The 17,634-nt window shown below is 57.8% G+C and carries 12 protein-coding genes, 1 tRNA gene and 1 pseudogene; all 14 read left to right on the top strand.

What is annotated here, in order from left to right:
• Window positions 1-10 precede the first annotated feature (10 nt).
• Window positions 11-2,023 (top strand): annotated as a pseudogene (locus CE168_RS09295) (beta-ketoacyl synthase N-terminal-like domain-containing protein); the annotation flags it as partial.
• A 284-nt stretch (window positions 2,024-2,307) separates the two neighbouring features.
• Window positions 2,308-2,766: a holo-ACP synthase gene (locus tag CE168_RS02750; protein ID WP_099571005.1), complete on the top strand. Its 459-nt coding sequence runs from the start codon at window positions 2,308-2,310 to the stop codon at window positions 2,764-2,766.
• A gap of 197 nt (window positions 2,767-2,963) precedes the next feature.
• Window positions 2,964-4,781, top strand: a complete 1,818-nt coding sequence (locus CE168_RS02745; protein WP_099571004.1) for an alpha-amylase family protein — start codon at window positions 2,964-2,966, stop codon at window positions 4,779-4,781.
• Window positions 4,782-4,869: 88 nt separating this feature from the next.
• Window positions 4,870-4,943 (top strand) — tRNA-Gly (locus CE168_RS02740).
• Window positions 4,944-5,094: 151 nt separating this feature from the next.
• Complete coding sequence (locus CE168_RS02735; protein WP_099571003.1) at window positions 5,095-5,769, top strand: hypothetical protein; 675 nt, start codon at window positions 5,095-5,097, stop codon at window positions 5,767-5,769.
• Window positions 5,770-5,901: 132 nt separating this feature from the next.
• Window positions 5,902-6,171, top strand: coding sequence for a 30S ribosomal protein S15 (rpsO, locus tag CE168_RS02730; protein WP_003807806.1), 270 nt, complete (start codon window positions 5,902-5,904; stop codon window positions 6,169-6,171).
• Between the two features lie 231 nt (window positions 6,172-6,402).
• A complete protein-coding gene (locus tag CE168_RS02725; RefSeq protein ID WP_099571002.1) occupies window positions 6,403-9,090 on the top strand; it encodes a polyribonucleotide nucleotidyltransferase in 2,688 nt (895 codons plus the stop codon).
• Window positions 9,091-9,280: 190 nt separating this feature from the next.
• Complete coding sequence (locus CE168_RS02720; protein WP_099571001.1) at window positions 9,281-9,841, top strand: LemA family protein; 561 nt, start codon at window positions 9,281-9,283, stop codon at window positions 9,839-9,841.
• Window positions 9,842-9,952: 111 nt separating this feature from the next.
• Window positions 9,953-12,166: a DUF2207 domain-containing protein gene (locus tag CE168_RS02715; protein WP_099571000.1), complete on the top strand. Its 2,214-nt coding sequence runs from the start codon at window positions 9,953-9,955 to the stop codon at window positions 12,164-12,166.
• 107 nt (window positions 12,167-12,273) lie between these two features.
• A complete protein-coding gene (locus CE168_RS02710) occupies window positions 12,274-13,137 on the top strand; it encodes an aldo/keto reductase (protein ID WP_099570999.1) in 864 nt (287 codons plus the stop codon).
• 161 nt (window positions 13,138-13,298) lie between these two features.
• Window positions 13,299-14,837, top strand: coding sequence for a peptidase U32 family protein (locus tag CE168_RS02705; protein WP_099570998.1), 1,539 nt, complete (start codon window positions 13,299-13,301; stop codon window positions 14,835-14,837).
• A gap of 81 nt (window positions 14,838-14,918) precedes the next feature.
• On the top strand, window positions 14,919-15,935 hold the full coding sequence (locus tag CE168_RS02700; protein ID WP_099570997.1) for a polyphenol oxidase family protein: 1,017 nt from the start codon (window positions 14,919-14,921) through the stop codon (window positions 15,933-15,935).
• Window positions 15,936-16,022: 87 nt separating this feature from the next.
• Entirely contained in the window at window positions 16,023-16,850 is an 828-nt protein-coding gene (locus CE168_RS02695) for an IspD/TarI family cytidylyltransferase (protein ID WP_099570996.1), read from the top strand.
• Between the two features lie 41 nt (window positions 16,851-16,891).
• Window positions 16,892-17,581 (top strand): pyroglutamyl-peptidase I, encoded by a 690-nt coding sequence (locus tag CE168_RS02690; protein WP_099570995.1) that lies wholly within the window; start codon window positions 16,892-16,894, stop codon window positions 17,579-17,581.
• The last annotated feature ends 53 nt before the right edge of the window (window positions 17,582-17,634 follow it).

Raw genomic sequence — 17,634 nt, 5'->3', positions numbered from 1 at the left:
GGTCAAGACGCTCATCAAGGCGCTGCCAAGCCCGCGTGCTCCGCGTCAGGCCAAGGTCGATCTTGCCGATTGGCAGAACGTCAGCGCACGTCCGGAAGACGAAATCGTCATCGTGTCCGTGGGTGAACTTGGCCCATGGGGCTCCGGCCGCACCCGCTTCGAAGCCGAACTCGGCATCCATTCCGACGGCCAAGTGGATCTGTCTGCCGGCGCGGTGCTCGAACTGGCGTGGAACATGGGCTTGCTGGCGTGGAACGACAGTCCCAAGCCGGGCTGGTACGACGTTGACGGCAACCTCGTGCCTGAGGAGGATATAGCGGAACGCTACCATGACGAGGTTGTGGCCCGCTCCGGTGTGCGTCCGTTCGATGAAGGCATGGGCAACGACTACAAGGACGGCACCGACGAGGAAGAGGCCGAGGTGTTCCTTGACCACGATGTGACCTTCTCGGTTCCGACTCGTGAGATCGCCGAAGAGTACGTCAAGCTCGACGAAGCCCACACCAGCTTCGCGGCCGATGCCGAATCCGGTGAATGGAACGTCACCCGCCATGCTGGCTCCATGATTCGCGTGCCTCGTCGCGCGGCAATGACCCGCACGGTCGGCGGCCAGTTCCCGAAGGGCTTCGACCCGGTCAAGTGGGGCATTCCGGCTTCCATGGTCGGCGACGTCGACAAGATCGCCCTGTGGAACATCGTCACCACGGTTGATGCCTACCTGTCCGCAGGCTTCACGCCGACCGAAATCCTCGAAGCGGTGCATCCGTCGATGGTCGCCTCCACGCAGGGTACCGGTTTCGGCGGCATGGCCTCTATGCGCAAGCTCTACCTGGATCGCTTCCTCAACCACGAGATCCCGACCGACATCCTGCAGGAAGCCCTGCCGAACGTCGTCGCGGCGCACGTGATGCAGTCTTACATCGGCGGTTACGGCAACATGATCCAGCCGGTTTCTGCCTGCGCCACCGCCGCCGTCTCCCTTGAGGAAGGCGCCGACAAGATCGCGCTCGGCAAGGCCGACTTCGTGGTCACCGGCGCAATCGACGACATCGGCGTCGAATCCGTGATCGGCTTCGGTAATATGAACGCCACCGCCAACTCCGAGGAGATGTACGCCAAGGGCATCGACGCGCGATTCTTCTCCCGTGCGAACGACCGTCGTCGCGGCGGATTCGTGGAATCCCAGGGTGGCGGCACCATTCTGCTGACCCGTGGCGATATCGCGTTGAAGCTCGGCCTGCCGGTTGCCGGCGTGATCGGATTCGTGCACTCCTACGCCGACGGCGCGCACACTTCCATCCCGGCTCCGGGCTTGGGCGCGCTTGCAGCGGGCATGGGCGGCAAGGATTCCAAGCTGGTGCGCGATCTGGCCCGTCTCGGCGTCACTCCGGACGACATCGCCGTGGTTTCCAAGCACGATACGTCTACCAACGCCAACGATCCGAACGAATCCGAACTGCACAACACGTTGGCCCACGCCATTGGCCGTGCTGACGGCAACCCGCTGTTCGTGATCTCGCAGAAGACGCTTACCGGCCATGCCAAGGGCGGTGCCTGCATCTTCCAGGTCAACGGTCTGACCCAGCTATTCAAGTCCGGTGTGATCCCGGCCAATGCCGCCCTTGACTGCGTTGATCCGAAGCTCATGCGCGACGACCACATGGTCTGGCTGCGCGAGCCGCTGAAGGTCGGTTCCGTTAAGGCAGGCCTGGCCACGTCGCTCGGTTTCGGTCACGTATCCGGCTTCGCTGCGATCGTCAATCCGGGCGCATTTGAAGCTGCGGTGGCCAACACCGCGGGCGTCGAGGCACTGAATGCATGGCGTGATCGCGCCAACGAGCGTCTGGCCGCTGGTCAGCGTCGCCTTGAGGAAGGCATGATGGGACGCGCCGCGCTCTACGAGCCGATCGACAACCGTCGCTTCCATGAAGATGGCCGCGGCTACAACGCGCACGAAGTGGAGAAGGCCATGCTGCTCGATCCTAACGCGCGTCTGAGCGCCTCCGGCTACTTCGAAGCCTGATCCCCGCGTCTGAGCGCCTGAAATTTCTGGCGCTCAGCGCACGATTATCAATCCCGTATCTGTCGCAATCTCAGCATTTCGCGGCAGATACGGGATTTTCATATTCTTGAATCACCTTACTGCCCGTCTGCACAACTCCCGTTCCATGTCTGCACAGTGCGGACGACAGAGGATGAAGCGCTTAAGTATGATGGTATCCTTGCATGAAAGCGAAGTGTCACCCGCCTGTTTTGCGGAAGTCGACATGGTTCGTTTCTTCCTGAAAACTTTCGAAAGGCTGGAAAATGCTGGGTTTGGGGCATGACGTCGTGGATGTGCCTGCGTTCGCCGAGCAACTGGGCGAACCTGGGTCGCGCATGCGAAACCTGTTCTCCGCGCGCGAGCTATGGCAGACCACTCAACGGGCGCGGGTCAAGCGGGATGGCGAGGCGGTGCATCTTGCGGCCCGCTGGGCGGGCAAGGAGGCCTTCCTCAAGGCGTGGTGCGAGGCGATTTCGTGTAGGGCGAAAGGAGATGGCGACATTGCATATCCGTACACGCTTGACGATTTTCCTTGGTCGCGCATCGAAATACTTGACGATTCCCACGGCGTGCCCCACGTCATGCTCTCACCCGAGGTGCGATGCAAGTTGCGGCAATCGTTGGGGTTGCCGGTTGACGGGGATGGCCAATCGTGCGAAATGCATATTTCCATCAGCCATGACGGAGCTGTTGCATCCGCGGTGGTGACAATAGAAGCGTGAATGGCGATTGCGCAATCGCGGGCAATCGCACAATAACCAGTAATTTCGTCAATCGATTGACATTGGTCGTCAAAACGCCTCGAACCGGTTTGATAAAACCGTTGATTCACGTTACACTTGTGCCAGCATCGCAGCAATGAAAGCAGTGAAACCCAATACTCATAACAACGAGGTTCCCTGAGAAGAGGAGTAGAGGAATGGCACGTTCCAAGTCCGACCAAGCGTTTGACGAGCGCATCGCGAAGAACAGCGAAGAACTGCGCGAACTATTGACGGATCTGTATGGGGAACAGGCCGAAGAAGCCTTCCAAAACCTCACCGAGTTGATGAAGGCGTCGCATGCGGCACGCCCCGCCGATCTGAAACGCCTCGACACCAAGCGTCTCGCCGATCCGGAATGGTACAAGCGCGGCAACATGTTCGGCATGACCATGTATACCGACCTATTCGCCGGAGATCTAAAGAAACTCGCAGGCAAGGTGCCGTACCTGAAAGAGCAGAAGCTCACGTATCTGCACCTTATGCCACTGCTGAAAATGCCGCATCCGCAGAACGACGGCGGTTATGCGGTGGAAGATTTCGACACCGTCGATCCGTCGCTCGGTACGAATGAAGACCTCGCGGCGCTCACCAAAAAACTGCGTGCGGCCGGCATCAGTCTGTGCCTCGACTTCGTGATGAACCACACCGCATCCAGCCATCGTTGGGCTAAGGCGGCCCAAGCGGGCGATCCGAAATATCAGGATTACTACTACTGCTACGACGACCGCACCATTCCCGACCAGTACGACGCCGTGGTGCCGGAAGTCTTCCCGGCCACTGCCCCCGGCAACTTCACCTGGAACGAACAGATGCACAAGTGGGTGCTCACCTCGTTCTACCCGTTCCAGTGGGATCTTAACTACCGCAACCCGAACGTGCTCGTGTCGGTGCTCTCCAGCGTGCTCGGCCTCGCCAACCTTGGCGTCGAAGTGTTCCGCATCGACGCGGTGCCTTACATCTGGAAGGAACTCGGCACCAACTGCCGTAACCTGCCGCAGGTGCACACCATCGTACGCATGTTGCGCATCGTGCTCGAATGCGTCTGCCCGGCAGTAGTGCTGAAGGGCGAAGTGGTGATGGCCCCCAAGGAGCTCGCCGCCTACTTCGGTACGCCGGAAAAGCCGGAATGCCACATGCTCTACAACGTGTCGATCATGGTGAATCTGTGGAGTGCGCTTGCCAGTGGGGACGTGCGCCTACTCAAAGACCAGCTCGACAAGCTGAATGCGCTGCCGGAGAACTGCTGGTTCGTCAACTACCTGCGCTGTCATGACGACATCGGCTGGGGCTTGGACGAGCCGATGGAGGAGAGCCTCGGCATCGACCCGCTCAAGCACAAGGAATTCCTGTACCACTTCTACGAGGGCTCGGTGCCTGGCAGCTGGGCCATGGGCGAGCTGTACAACTACGACGAGGCGTCGAAGGATGCGCGCAGCTGCGGCACCACGGCCAGTCTGTGCGGTGTGGAACGCGCTCTGATCACGCATGACAAGCCGTTGCTCGACATTTCGATGAAACGCGATTTGATGATGCATTCCGCCATGTCGTTCCTGCGTGGCTTCCCCATGTTGAGCTGCGGCGACGAAATCGTGCAGCTCAACGGCTGGGAATACAAGGAAGATCCTGACCGCGTCGAGGATTCGCGTAATCTGCATCGCAGCCCCTTCAATTGGGAGAATGCGGCCAAGCGCAAGCAGACTGGCACCCTGCAGAAGCAGATGTGGGACGGATTGAAGAGCGTTCGTGAGATGCGCGACGATCCCGCTTTCGCGCCCGAAGCGTGGGTCACCACTTGGGACGCGCATAATGATGCGGTTCTTGCGGTGGTGCGCCATGTTGAAGGACGCACTGTTCTCGGATTGTTCAATTTCTCGTCCGCGCGTCAGATCGCACGTCTTGATTCGGATGGCGACATCGTGCTTCCCGCTGAGGTCGCGTTGGAACCGTACCAGGTTTGCGTGGTCGAAAAATAATTATTGCGATTTCGACTTGCGATTGTTGAGGGAATGTGTATAATAGCTCGAGTCGTTTCGTGTTGACTTCGGTCGGCATAGACGGTGCGCGGATGTAGCTCAATGGTAGAGCCTCAGTCTTCCAAACTGATTACGCGGGTTCGATTCCCGTCATCCGCTCCACACAATCGTTAGAGAAGAAGAAAGGCGTGCTTAATGGCACGCCTTTTGCATACCTGCCGTGCGATTGCTTCGACGACTGGGTATGCTGGACGTGTCGTGACAGCGGCGTGACGGTCGCAGCAGGCGGTAATCGCAATACAACGGAGCGGGTATGGCACAAACGCAAGGCAACAAGGTGACGGAAGTCGTCGACGGCGTGATCGAACAGGTCGACGTTTCCAAGCATCCGACGGCGTCCATTGAAGCGTCTGATCTTTCCTTGGCCGACATCGAGCGTCGTAAATCGCATCCGGCACACTGGGCGCTGTTCATCGCGCTGGTGCTGGTGGCTCTGATCGTGCCCTACTGGTGGGGACGTTTTCTCGCGGTCAAGGATGCGGCTTGGATTGTCGACAACCTCGGTTTCCTTGATCCCAAGGGTGTTGCGTTGATTTCGTGGACCGTCACCATCATGGCGATGACCGGCTTGGGATTGATGGTCGCCGATGTGAAGAAATGGCTGTGGGGTACGGTTTTTGTGGTGGGACTCGCCGCCGAGCAGTTCGTTGCCGGCATGTGCCTGCTGAGCTTCAACTTCTGGAACGCCACTTATGTGATGTATGGCGATTCCTCGGGGCTTGCCAACGCCGCGAATCTTGGCATTATCGCGGCCGGATGCGGTGTCGCCGTCTACGCGGTGCTGTGGGTTGGACTGCTGGTCTGCATCAAAAAGGAATCGAAATTCAATGTGCTTACGCGCAGTTGGGCGTCGTTTTTGCTGTTTTTCGTAATTGAGAGCATTTCGCTCGCGGTGGTGCTGTTCGGCGGGCTGCTGAACGTGGTCTGAAGCGTCGCTTGCGGCATGGTCTGATTTGGTCTGCCCCTCGTGTATGATTTCCCTTTGGCGTATTTCGCCCGCGGATAGAGAGCGCGTCGGTATTGGACCGGCAGCACCGCGCAGCAACATAAGGAGGATGCCGTGGCACTTACGGCTGAGGAAAAGCAGGAAATCATCAAGACTTACGCTACCCACGAGGGTGACACCGGCTCCCCGGAGGTCCAGGTTGCTCTGCTGACCAAGCGTATCGCTGATCTGACCGAGCACCTCAAGGAGCACAAGCATGATCACCACTCCCGTCGTGGTCTGCTGCTGATGGTCGGCGATCGTCGTCGTATGCTTGATTACCTCAAGCGCGTTGACATCAACCGTTACCGCTCCCTGATCGAGCGTCTGGGTCTGCGCCGATAGTTAAATTCTTCCGCCCGAATGCCTTCCTTGGCGTTCGGGCGTTTTTGCATGACAGCCGCGTTGAGGAAAAGACAGTTTGAAAGCCCAAGGTTTAGGGCGCATGAGGTCTAGAATCTAAAGATGAGGAAGCGACGAAGGTAACGTCGCGTCACGCATGCAGAAATCGGTTGGAGTCCGCTGAAGAGGACTGCCGATAGTTGGTAAAAGAAAAGAAAAAAAAGGAGGAACCCTATGGAGGGTCCCGAAATCAAGGCTGTTGAAGCCGTAATCGATAATGGTTCATTCGGTAAGCGCACGTTGCGCTTCGAGACTGGTCGTCTCGCCCAGCAGGCGGATGGTGCCGTCGCCGCCTATCTTGACGATGATTCGATGATTCTGTCGACCACCACCGCCGGTTCCAGCCCGAAGGAGAACTACGACTTCTTCCCGCTTACCGTGGACGTGGAAGAGAAGATGTACGCCGCCGGCAAGATTCCGGGATCGTTCTTCCGCCGTGAAGGCCGCCCGAGCTCCGAAGCTATTCTCGCTTGCCGTATCATCGACCGACCGCTGCGCCCGCTGTTCCCGCACACGCTGCGCAACGAAGTGCAGGTTGTGGAAACCGTGCTCGCCGTCAACCCGGACGATGCTTACGATGTTATCGCTCTGAACGCTGCTTCCGCTTCCACCATGATTTCCGGTCTGCCGTTCGAGGGTCCGGTTTCCGGCGTTCGTCTGGCTCTGATTGACGGTCAGTGGGTCGCTTTCCCGCGTTGGAGCGAGCGTGAGCGCGCCGTGTTCGAAATCGTGGTTGCCGGCCGCGTGGTGGAGAACGGCGATGTTGCCATCGCTATGATCGAAGCTGGCGCAGGTAAGAACGCCTGGCACCTCATCTACGACGAAGGCCAGACCAAGCCGGACGAGGAAGTCGTTGCCGGTGGTCTTGAAGCCGCCAAGCCGTTCATCAAGGTGATCTGCGAGGCTCAGGCCGAACTCAAGAACATCGCTGCGAAGGAAACCAAGGAATTCCAGCTCTTCCCGGAGTACACCGAAGATCTGTACAACCGCATCGACGAAATCGCCCACGCTGATCTCGACGAGGCTCTCTCCATTGCCGAGAAGCTGCCGCGTCAGGATCGCATTCATGAGATCAAGGAAGGCGTCAAAGCCACTCTCGCCGGTGAATTCACCGACATGGACGATGCCGAAAAGGAAAAGGAGATCGGCAATGCGTTCAAGGAGCTGCAGCGCCAGATCGTGCGTCGCCGCATCCTGACCCAGGATTACCGCATCGACGGCCGTGGTCTGCGCGACATCCGCACCCTGTCCGCTGAAGTGGACATCGTTCCGCGCGTGCACGGTTCCGCACTGTTCCAGCGTGGCGAAACCCAGATTCTGGGCGTCACCACCCTGAACATGCTCAAGATGGAACAGCAGATCGACGCACTGTCCGGTCCGCAGTCCAAGCGTTACATGCACAACTATGAGATGCCGCCGTACTCCACCGGTGAGACCGGCCGTGTCGGCTCCCCGAAGCGTCGTGAAATCGGTCACGGTGCTCTGGCCGAGAAGGCTCTCGTGCCTGTGATGCCAAGCCGTGAAGAGTTCCCGTACGCCATCCGTCAGGTCTCCGAAGCCATTGGTTCCAACGGTTCCACCTCCATGGGTTCCGTGTGCGCCTCCACCCTGTCGTTGCTCGCTGCAGGCGTGCCGCTGAAGGCTCCGGTTGCCGGCATCGCCATGGGCCTCGTGTCCGGTGATGTTGACGGCCAGCACATCTTCAAGACCCTGACCGATATTCTCGGTGCCGAAGACGCATTCGGCGATATGGACTTCAAGGTCGCAGGCACTTCCGAATTCATCACCGCCCTGCAGCTTGACACCAAGCTCGACGGCATTCCGGCAGACATTCTTGCCTCCGCTCTGCAGCAGGCCAAGGAAGCCCGCACCACCATTCTCGAAGTCATCAACGAGTGCATCGACGGTCCGGCCGAGATGAGCCCGTATGCTCCGCGCATCATCACCACCACCGTTCCGGTCGACAAGATCGGCGAGGTCATCGGCCCGAAGGGCAAGATGATCAACCAGATCCAGGAAGAGACCGGTGCGGAAATCGCCATTGAAGATGACGGTACCGTGTTCATCTCCTCCGAGGGTGGCGACGGCGCTGAAAAGGCCAAGCAGATCATCGACCAGATTGCCAACCCGCACGTTCCTGAAGCCGGCGAAACCTACAACGGTAAGGTTGTGAAGACCACCTCCTTCGGTGCCTTCGTGAACCTGACCCCGGGCACCGACGGCCTGCTGCACATCTCCCAGATCCGTAATCTGGCCAACGGCGAGCGTATCGACGCCGTCGAAGACGTGCTCAAGGAAGGCGACACTGTTGAGGTGGTCGTGCAGGGCGTTGACGATCGTGGCAAGATCTCCCTGGCCATTCCGGGCTACGAAGATCAGGAATCTTCCGCTCCGCGTCGTGAGCGTTCCGATCGCGATGACCGTCGCGGCAGCCGTGGCCGTCGCGATGACCGTCGTGATGACCGTCGTGATGACCGTCGTTCCGATCGTGACGATCGTGATTATGATGATCGTCCGCGTCGTCGTCGTTCCGATCGTGACGATGACCGCGACTACGATGATCGTCCGCGCCGCCGTCGTTCCGACCGCGATGACCGTGATTATGATCGTGATGACCGTCGTTCCGATCGTGACGATCGTGATTATGATGATCGTCCGCGTCGTCGTCGTTCCGATCGTGACGATCGTGATTATGATCGTGATGATCGTCGTTCCGACCGTCGCCGCAGCAGCCGCCGCGACGACCGCAATCCGCGTTACGCAGCCGATGAGAACTACGACGAGTACCGTGCCGATCGCGAAGAGCGTTCTGAGCGTCCTCGCCGCCGCGTCCGCCGCGACTTCGATCCGTTCGAAGACTGACGTCCTCAAGAGGATCCCTCGCAGCATAACTGCATAACTGATTGACTGAAGTGCCCTGTGCCGAAAGGTGCGGGGTACTTTTCGTTTCGTGCAGAATGTATGAAAATGAGATACGGGGGCATGGGTTTTGTCATAATATGCCTAGGTGCATGCAAGAATGGTTTGAAGAGCCATTAACGAAGGAGTCATCATGGTCGTTGGCATCATCATTGCCGTCGTCGTTGTTCTCATCGTGCTTTGGGCCGTTAGCGCCTACAACGGGCTGGTCACACTACGCAATCGTGTGAAGAACGGCTGGGCGCAGATCGATGTGCAGCTCAAGCAGCGTGCCGATCTTATTCCGAATCTGGTGGAAACGGTCAAAGGTTATGCGGCCCACGAATCCCAAGTGTTCACGCAGGTCACGCAGGCCCGTGCCGGCGTGGTGCAGGCCGCGCAAAGCGGTGACGTGGCGCAGCGCATCGCCGCGGAAAACCAGCTGAGCCGCGCGCTCATGAATCTGCAGGTTGTATCCGAAAACTATCCGCAACTGCAAGCCAATACGAATTTCATGGATCTGCAGAGTCAGCTGAAATCGTTGGAAGAGAAAATCGCTTACGCACGCCAGTTCTACAACGATGTCGTGCAGAAGTACAATACCCGGATTGAAGTCGTGCCAACCAACATCATCGCAGGACTGTTCCATTTCGAACAGGCCCCCTACTTCCAGGTGGACGAAGCGGATCGTCAGGTTCCGCAAGTCAAGTTCTGACATGCACGTAAAGCCCCGTCCGATAACGATGGGGTTTTACTGTTCAGTTCGACTTGTACGGCCGTCTGTTGTACGGACATCTGAGAGAAGAAGAAATGAGAAAGAGGGATCATGGCGGCCAAACAATACGCATCACGAGGAGTGCGCAGCGTTTTTATCGCGATTGCCGCCACCATCGGCGTTGTGGCGATCATGTTGCTGGCAATAGCGCTGGATGATGGCAGCGCCGACTTAAGCTACAAAACGCTCGACTACGATGTGCAGGTGCAAAGCAATGGCGATTTGAAGGTCACCCAGCATATCGACATGAAACTCGCTGACCGCAGCGATGACGACGGCGATCATCCGTGGAAGCAGCTGTACCAGCAGTACATGCTGAAGGAAAGCGATCTGACCAATATCACCGATATCAGTGTGCGCAATGTGACAACGGGGGAAACCTATCAGCAGGGCTATATCGCAATCCCAAGCAGCTACAGCACCGGCGAATGGAATCAAGAACATGCGAAGCAGTGGTATATCGCCGATGTTTCGCAAGGTGACAGCAATCCGCGACCGTTCGATCCAGCAAAAGACGGTCTTGTTGCCGGCAATACCGACAATCGTTCCAAGAAGATCGAAATCGGATGGAACATTCCCGTCACCACGTCGGCAAGCAGCATGAAATTCGACATCACCATGACCATGCAGGGCGTGACCACCGCCTATCAAGACGTGGCCACGTTCCAATGGGAGCCGTTCGGCGCGAACAATCAGATTCCCATCGGCAAAGTCACCGGCACCATCACGTTCCCGAACGACATCACAGCAGATAATTCATGGGCTTGGCTGCACACCGAACGCACGTCAACCACTGAACGTGGTGATAAAGGGTCGCTGCAGTTCACCGTGTACGACGTTCGTGCCGGCGACTATGTTGACGTGGTCGCCATGTTCGATGTCGATGCGACCAGCGGTGTGGCACGCACTCGTGATACCACCATCAAAAACGGCATTATGAAAAGCGAGGCCCGACAGGAGCGGCAGTGGCGTGATCAGCAGCGCAAAAAAGCGCGTATCCGCTTGATCACGTGGATCGCCATCGCTGTGATCGGCCTGGTGTTGTGTGTGATCGCCGTTGCGCTTGCATTGCGCAGTTTCAATCGTTCGCAATACCACGGTGACATCGAGTATTGGCGTGACGAGCCGGAAATGAGTCCTGCCAGTGCTGCGGAGTTGCTGCATATGGTCGCCGACAAGCATTCGAAGACATTGTCGAGCAGAAAAATGTCGGCTTCCGTGCTCTCGCTCGCTTCGCGTGGAGCGATCGCCATCTACCCGGGTGTGGCCGCCATGTATCAGGGCATTGATATGAGCCAAGCGAACAATGCCGATATTGCACGGCTGATCGCCAACGATCCCGCTCGAACCCGCGATGTGGGCAAAACCAGCACGGTGGTGATACTTCCCGTGGTGTTTGACAACGTGCAATCGTTGCGGTTGTGCCCGAGCGAGCAGGCTGCGCTCGACTTGCTGGTGACGGCGTCCGAACGCATCGGCTCTCCGGTGTTCGATTTGGATCAGATGAACGAGAATTTCTCCGATTGGGAGAACGGTTACAAGCTTCAGGAGAAGTTCACGAATACGTGCGACAATGAATTCGCCATGCTGGGTGCCACGTCGATATGCGGTGGGGGAGCGTTTGCTGCGGGCATTTGCGCTGTGATGCTGGCATTCCTGTCCATGCTGTATTTCGGAGCCATCGGCAATCTTGCGTTGCTCGCGGTAATTTCCGTGCCGATGATGTTCGCATCCGTGTTTGCGTTGAGCTACCTCAAATTGAAGGGGCTTACCGATAATGGGCAGTATCTTGCTGGCCAGGTGCTCGGATTGAAGCATTATATGGAGGATTTCAGTGAATTCAAGGATCGCGGTGTGGCCGATATGACGTTGTGGGGCCGGTACATGGTGTATGCCACCGCGTTCGGCATTTCCGAAAAGGCGATGAAGCAGATGTTGAAGGCGTATCCGCAATTGGCTGATCCGAATTGGCTTGATGCCAACGCTTCCGATTCGTTGCTCTACTGGAGTTACCGTTCATGGTATTTCAACCATCGTTACGCCGGTCCTGCTTCGGTTGAGACGAATTCGATGGATTTCTCGCAATTCAGCGCCAATTTTGGTGATATTGGCGCGCAGTTGGAATCAGGTTTCGCGGATATTCAATCGACGATTTCGGCGGCGTCTCCGTCCGGAAGTTTCAATGGTTCCGGCGGCAGTTTCTCCGGTGGCGGTTTCGGCGGTTCGTCCGGCGGTTCCGGTGGCGGTAGCTTCGGCGGTCGCTGACCTGCGGCATTACGCGCATGTTTGGTGGGTTTGCTGTCTGCTGAGGCGAGTCGGCTGGTAAGGTTGCATTCGGAAAGACACTCTGTACGTTGTTGAAGGAGATCGGGATGGCTTTGTTCCGTAATCTTGGACCGTTCCACACCACGGCCATCGGCCATGGCGAAATGCCATTGACCATTGAAAACAATCGTGGTCACGATGTCGGTATCGAAACATTGCACGCCTCGTTGGATGCCGGATGCCGTCACATCGACACCGCTTGGGCGTACTACACGCCGGGCGAAGAGGAACAGACCGGCGAAAAGCTGGTGCGTGAGGCGCTTGACTCGTGGAAGGGCCCGCGTGAGGAAGTCACCGTGGCCACCAAGGTGGGCTTGCGCCGCGCTTGGGAGGGTGACAAGCCGGTTTGGCCACGAGACGGCAAGCCGGAGCATCTGATCGAATACGGCAAGCAGTCCGCGATGGCGCTTGGCGTTGACAGCATCGATCTGCTTTACCTGCACCGTCATGATCCGGAAGTGCCGTACAACGAGTCCTGCGAAGGCATCAAGGCGTTGCTCGATCAGGGTGTGGCCCAGTGGGCGGGCGTTTCCAACGTGAGCATCGAACAGTTGAAGATCGCGCAGGAGATCCTCGGCGACAAGCTTGTGGCCGTGCAGAACCAGTATTCTCCGATTCATCTGGACACCCAGGACACGCTTGACTATTGCGCCGAGCAGGGTCTGGCATTCGTGTGCTGGAGTCCGTTGGGCGGTTATCGTCACCCGTATGACGAGCACCTGTTCGATCCGTTCCGCGAGGTGGCTGAAGCCCGTGGCGTGAGCTATCAGCGTGTGGTGCTCGCTTGGGAGCTGGCCAAGGGCGACCATATGTTCGTGATTCCCGGCGCTCACCGACCGGAAACCATTCTTGATTCCCTCAAGGCCGACGAGCTTGAACTCACCGAAGAGGAACTTGCCAAACTCGGCTGAGTGCCATATTCGCAACGATTTGCATAAAGGCGTCCGTCTTATCGATGGACGCCTTTGTTTTCCGCATGTGTTTTTCCATGCATGTATTTCCCGGATGCGGCAGAAGTGTCCCGTGAATAGTTGAGAATATAGAGCGACAAAATCGAGCAAGAGGAACAAGCGTGCAAAGAAGAAACAAGCCTGAAGTATTGGCTCCAGCAGGCAATCTGCGAGGACTGAAAACCGCCGTCGATTACGGTGCGGACGCCGTTTATTGCGGGGGCAAGGCGTTTGGCATGCGTTCGGCGCCGAAGAACCTGAGCTTGGAGGATTTCGAGGAAGGTTCCCGTTACGCGCATGAGCGTGGCGCTCGCGTGTACGTGACCTGCAATGTGCTTCCACGCAACAATGAAGTCGAAGCGATGCGCGAATACATTGGCCAGCTCAAAGACACCGGCGTGGATGCGCTGATCGTTTCCGACATTGGCGTGATGCTTATGGCTCGTGAAGTGGCGCCGAATCTGGAACTGCATGTGAGTACACAGGCCGGGGTCACCAACTATCGGGCGGCGAACGCCTTCTACCAGCTGGGCGCACGCCGTGTGGTGCTTGCCCGCGAAATGGATCTGCAGGCCGTGCGAGACATTCGCGCACGCATTCCCGACGATCTTGACATCGAATGCTTCGTGCATGGCGCGATGTGCATGGCGTTCTCCGGTCGTTGTCTGTTCTCCAACTATCTGACCGGACGTGACGGCAATCATGGTGAATGTGCGCAACCGTGCCGCTGGAAGTATTCCATCGTCGAAGAAAAGCGACCCGGCCAGTATTTTCCGATAGAACAGACCAAGGAAGGCGCGTATCTGTTCAATTCGCAGGATATGAACATGCTTGCGCATATCGACGATCTGCTTGATTCGGGCGCTACCAGTCTGAAAATCGAAGGTCGTTCCAAGAGTGCCTACTATATTGCGGCGATGACGAACGCTTACAAGACCGCCGTTGACGCTTATATGGTGCAGCGCGGTTTTGAAGACGAGGATGGCACTGTGCTGAAGCCGTTCCACGATCGTGTGATTCGTCCGTCCGATCCGGATTACGGCAAGCCGGAAATCACGGATTCGATTATGGAACATGCGGATGGCGCGTTCGCAGGGAAGCCGGATATTGCAGCCGTTCCTATTACGTCTGCTGGCGAACCCGATGATCTGAGCTATCACGCCCGCAGTACAAGGCGTAAGTCGAACACGGCTGCCGAAATCCTGCCGGAAGGCTGGTATCACGCCGGAGTGCGCCCCGCGGAGCATGTGTCTTTGCCTGACTGGCTGCTGGACGAGCCAGACAAGGTGGCACACCGCGACTATTCCACCGGCTTCTATTATCCGGAACACAAAGTGCAGCAAAGCACCGATCGTTCCGCGTATTTCCGCGCATGGCTGGTGGTCGGCGAAGTGCTTTCGTGGAGTCCGGAAGACGGCGGTCGCGTGACCATTATGAGCCGTAACAAGATCGAAGCCGGTCAGGAGGTTGAATTCGTGCTTCCGGGTGCGGCGCCGCTCGCTTATACCATTCCGGCCGGCGGATTCCGCGACGCGGAAGGTCACTGGGTTGAAGCCATCAACAATCCGGCGCATGTGTTCTCCATGCCATGCCCGCAGGAAGTGCCGGTGAACGCTGCCATCCGATCGCGCACCAAAAAGCCGACGCTCAAAGCGGAATAATTGCGAAAAATATCGTGTAGACGCAGAAAATCATCAGAAATTAGTTGAAATAATCGTAGAACAATCAAGGAAAACAGAAAAATGACCGACAAGCAGTATGATGACGCGATTCTTGACAGCAATGCGATCGACCCGACCGACGTGGACGGCAATCCGATTCCGGTGACCATTCCGATCATGCTTGCGCCGGGCGTCAAAGTCGTGTACACCACGCGACTTGGCGGTACCAGCGAAGGCGACTATGCGCACTGCAATCTCGGTGGTAAAAGCGGCGATGATCCGAACCATGTGCTCGCCAATCGCGTGGCGCTCTCCAATGCCATCAATGCGAAACTGAGCTTGGTCAGCCAGGTGCATTCCGGCATTGCCGTCGATGTGGACGAATCGTTCGTAATGAACCGTCCGTTCGGCTTCGACGTGTCCGGCAGCAAGGGTGAAAACGCCCAGCAGATGACCGAAACCGCGGATGAGCCGGCAGTGGTCGAGGCCGACGGCCAGGTGACCGCGCAGAAGAACGTGGCGCTCGGCATGTTCGCGGCCGACTGCCTGCCGGTGCTCATGGCCGATGCGGAAGCCGGTGTGATCGGTGCCGCGCATTGCGGTCGTCGTGGCCTGCAGAACGGTGTGATCGGCGCCACCATCGAGAAGATGGTGGCCAAGGGAGCCAAGCCGGAACGTATTGTCGCCACGCTCGGTCCGTGCATCTGCGGCGACTGCTACGAGGTTGGCGGAGACATTGCCGACGAATTCGACGCGCAGTTCCCGGGAACCTTCACACTGAGCCGTTTCGGCCAGCCGGGCATCGATATTGCGGCCGCTGCGCTACAGGAGCTTGCCAAGGCCGGAATTCCAGCCGACAATGTCATGTCTTCTCGCCCCCGCGTCAACGCGGCCACCCAGTATCTTTCCGAAGATGAGGAATTGGCGGAAATCTGCCAATCCGATGGCGAAGGTGAACCGCAGCTCGCGGAACGTTTTAAGAAAATCCGCCGTAGCCTGTGCACGCTGGAAAATCCGCTCTGGTTCTCGCATCGCCGTGCCGCCATCGCAGGCAAAGCGCACGAAGGCCGTATGCTTGCGCTGATCGTACGCGAATAGTGGGAGAGCGACGCGCTGTTGCGGATTGCGTGCAGAACGTGAGGCAAAGCGCGTTGCAAACCGATTCGGGGGTTTACGGTGGGATGTATGAGTGAGAGAGAGCAGATGCAGGAACAGAAGATGCCGGTTGTGGCCGTGGTGTTGGCGGCCGGTTTCGGCACGCGATTCGATGAGAACAATCCCAAACAGTTGGTCTCGGTGGAAGATAAACCGATCGTCTGCTGGAGCATTGAGGCGTTCGAGTGCAACGATCGCGTGAGCGACATCATCGTCGTGGTCAACGAGCGTGTCGGCAACATGGTGAACATGCTGATCGACGAAGCCGGCTATACCAAGGTACGTGCGGTGATTCCGGGTGGCTCCGAGCGTGTGGACAGCACCCGCGCCGCGCTTGACCTGCTCAAGCAGGCGGGCATTCCCGATGGTGCGAAGATCCTCATCCACGATTCCGTGCGACCGTTCGTCGAACAGCAATCCATCGACGGCTGCATCGACAGTCTCGATCAGTTCAACGCGGCGACCGTGGCATACGCGTCCACCGACACGATTCTGCTGACCGAAGATCTTGGAGAGCGTAAGGTGGTGCGCTCCGTGCCCGATCGTACGAACGCATTCCGCGCGCAAACTCCGCAGGCCTTCCGTTTCGGCACCATTACCAAGGCTTACGAGCTTGCCACCGCCGATCCGGACTTCCACCCGACCGACGACACCCGCGTGGTGGTGGACTATCTGCCAAACGAGCCGGTCGCCATTGTCGCCGGATCCGAAACGAATCTCAAAATCACCACACAGGCCGACATGCCGATCGCCGAGAACATCGCGCGCAGCCTCGACCCGGAACACGCCAAACAAGAAGCGAAAGCACGCATGCACGCGGTGTTCGCCGAAGCGTTCTCGCAAATGCATAAGCACTGATCGTAAACGAACCTACCTTTCGACCACGTACACTGGAACACATGCAGCAGATCAACATCGTCATCTCAGGTTTCACCCCGTACGACGGCATCGACGTGAATCCGGCCGTACTTGTTCCTGCGGCGCTCGCCGAATATTGGAATGATCCATCTCAATCCGTGGCGTTGTCCGACGATCTTCTGCAGGATGTTTCCATTAGCGTGACGACGGTGACGCTTCCGGTCAGTTTCGCCAACGCCTGGCCCATGCTGTTGAACGCCATCGAACAGGCGAATCCTGACATTGTTATCGCCACCGGTTTGAAGCGTTCTGCCCGTGGCGTGCTGTTGGAACGATGCGCCACGAATCTGATGGACGCGGCCAAGCCTGACGCCGACAATGTGATTCCGCCTCGCCGTCCGATCAATCCGGAAGGCCCGGCTGCATATTGGACGCGTTTGCCGTTGCGTTCGATTCTGCGCGATTTCGCCAAACATGAGATTCCCGCCGCATTGAGCTCGGATGCGGGCACGTTCGTCTGCAATTCGCTGTTCTACCATCTGCTTGACTGGTCGGCAGCGCAGGAAAAGCGCATTCTGTCGGGTTTCGTAAGCCTGCCGATCGTCAACGAGCAGCCGCATCCGCAACATGGACTGTCGATTGCGCAGCAAATCACCGCAGGCAACGATGTGATCCGCGAATCGGTGCGTTATTTTCTGCAGCCGTCCTCAAGTGAGATCCTGCTCGGCTGAATGGCGTCGGCGTTTCCTCGAACGATTTCTGTGCTCTCTGTGAGAATTATGCA

This window comes from Bifidobacterium sp. N5G01, assembly GCF_002742425.1.
GTDB lineage: Bacteria > Actinomycetota > Actinomycetes > Actinomycetales > Bifidobacteriaceae > Bifidobacterium > Bifidobacterium hominis.
This window is presented reverse-complemented; position numbering and strand designations above follow the sequence as displayed.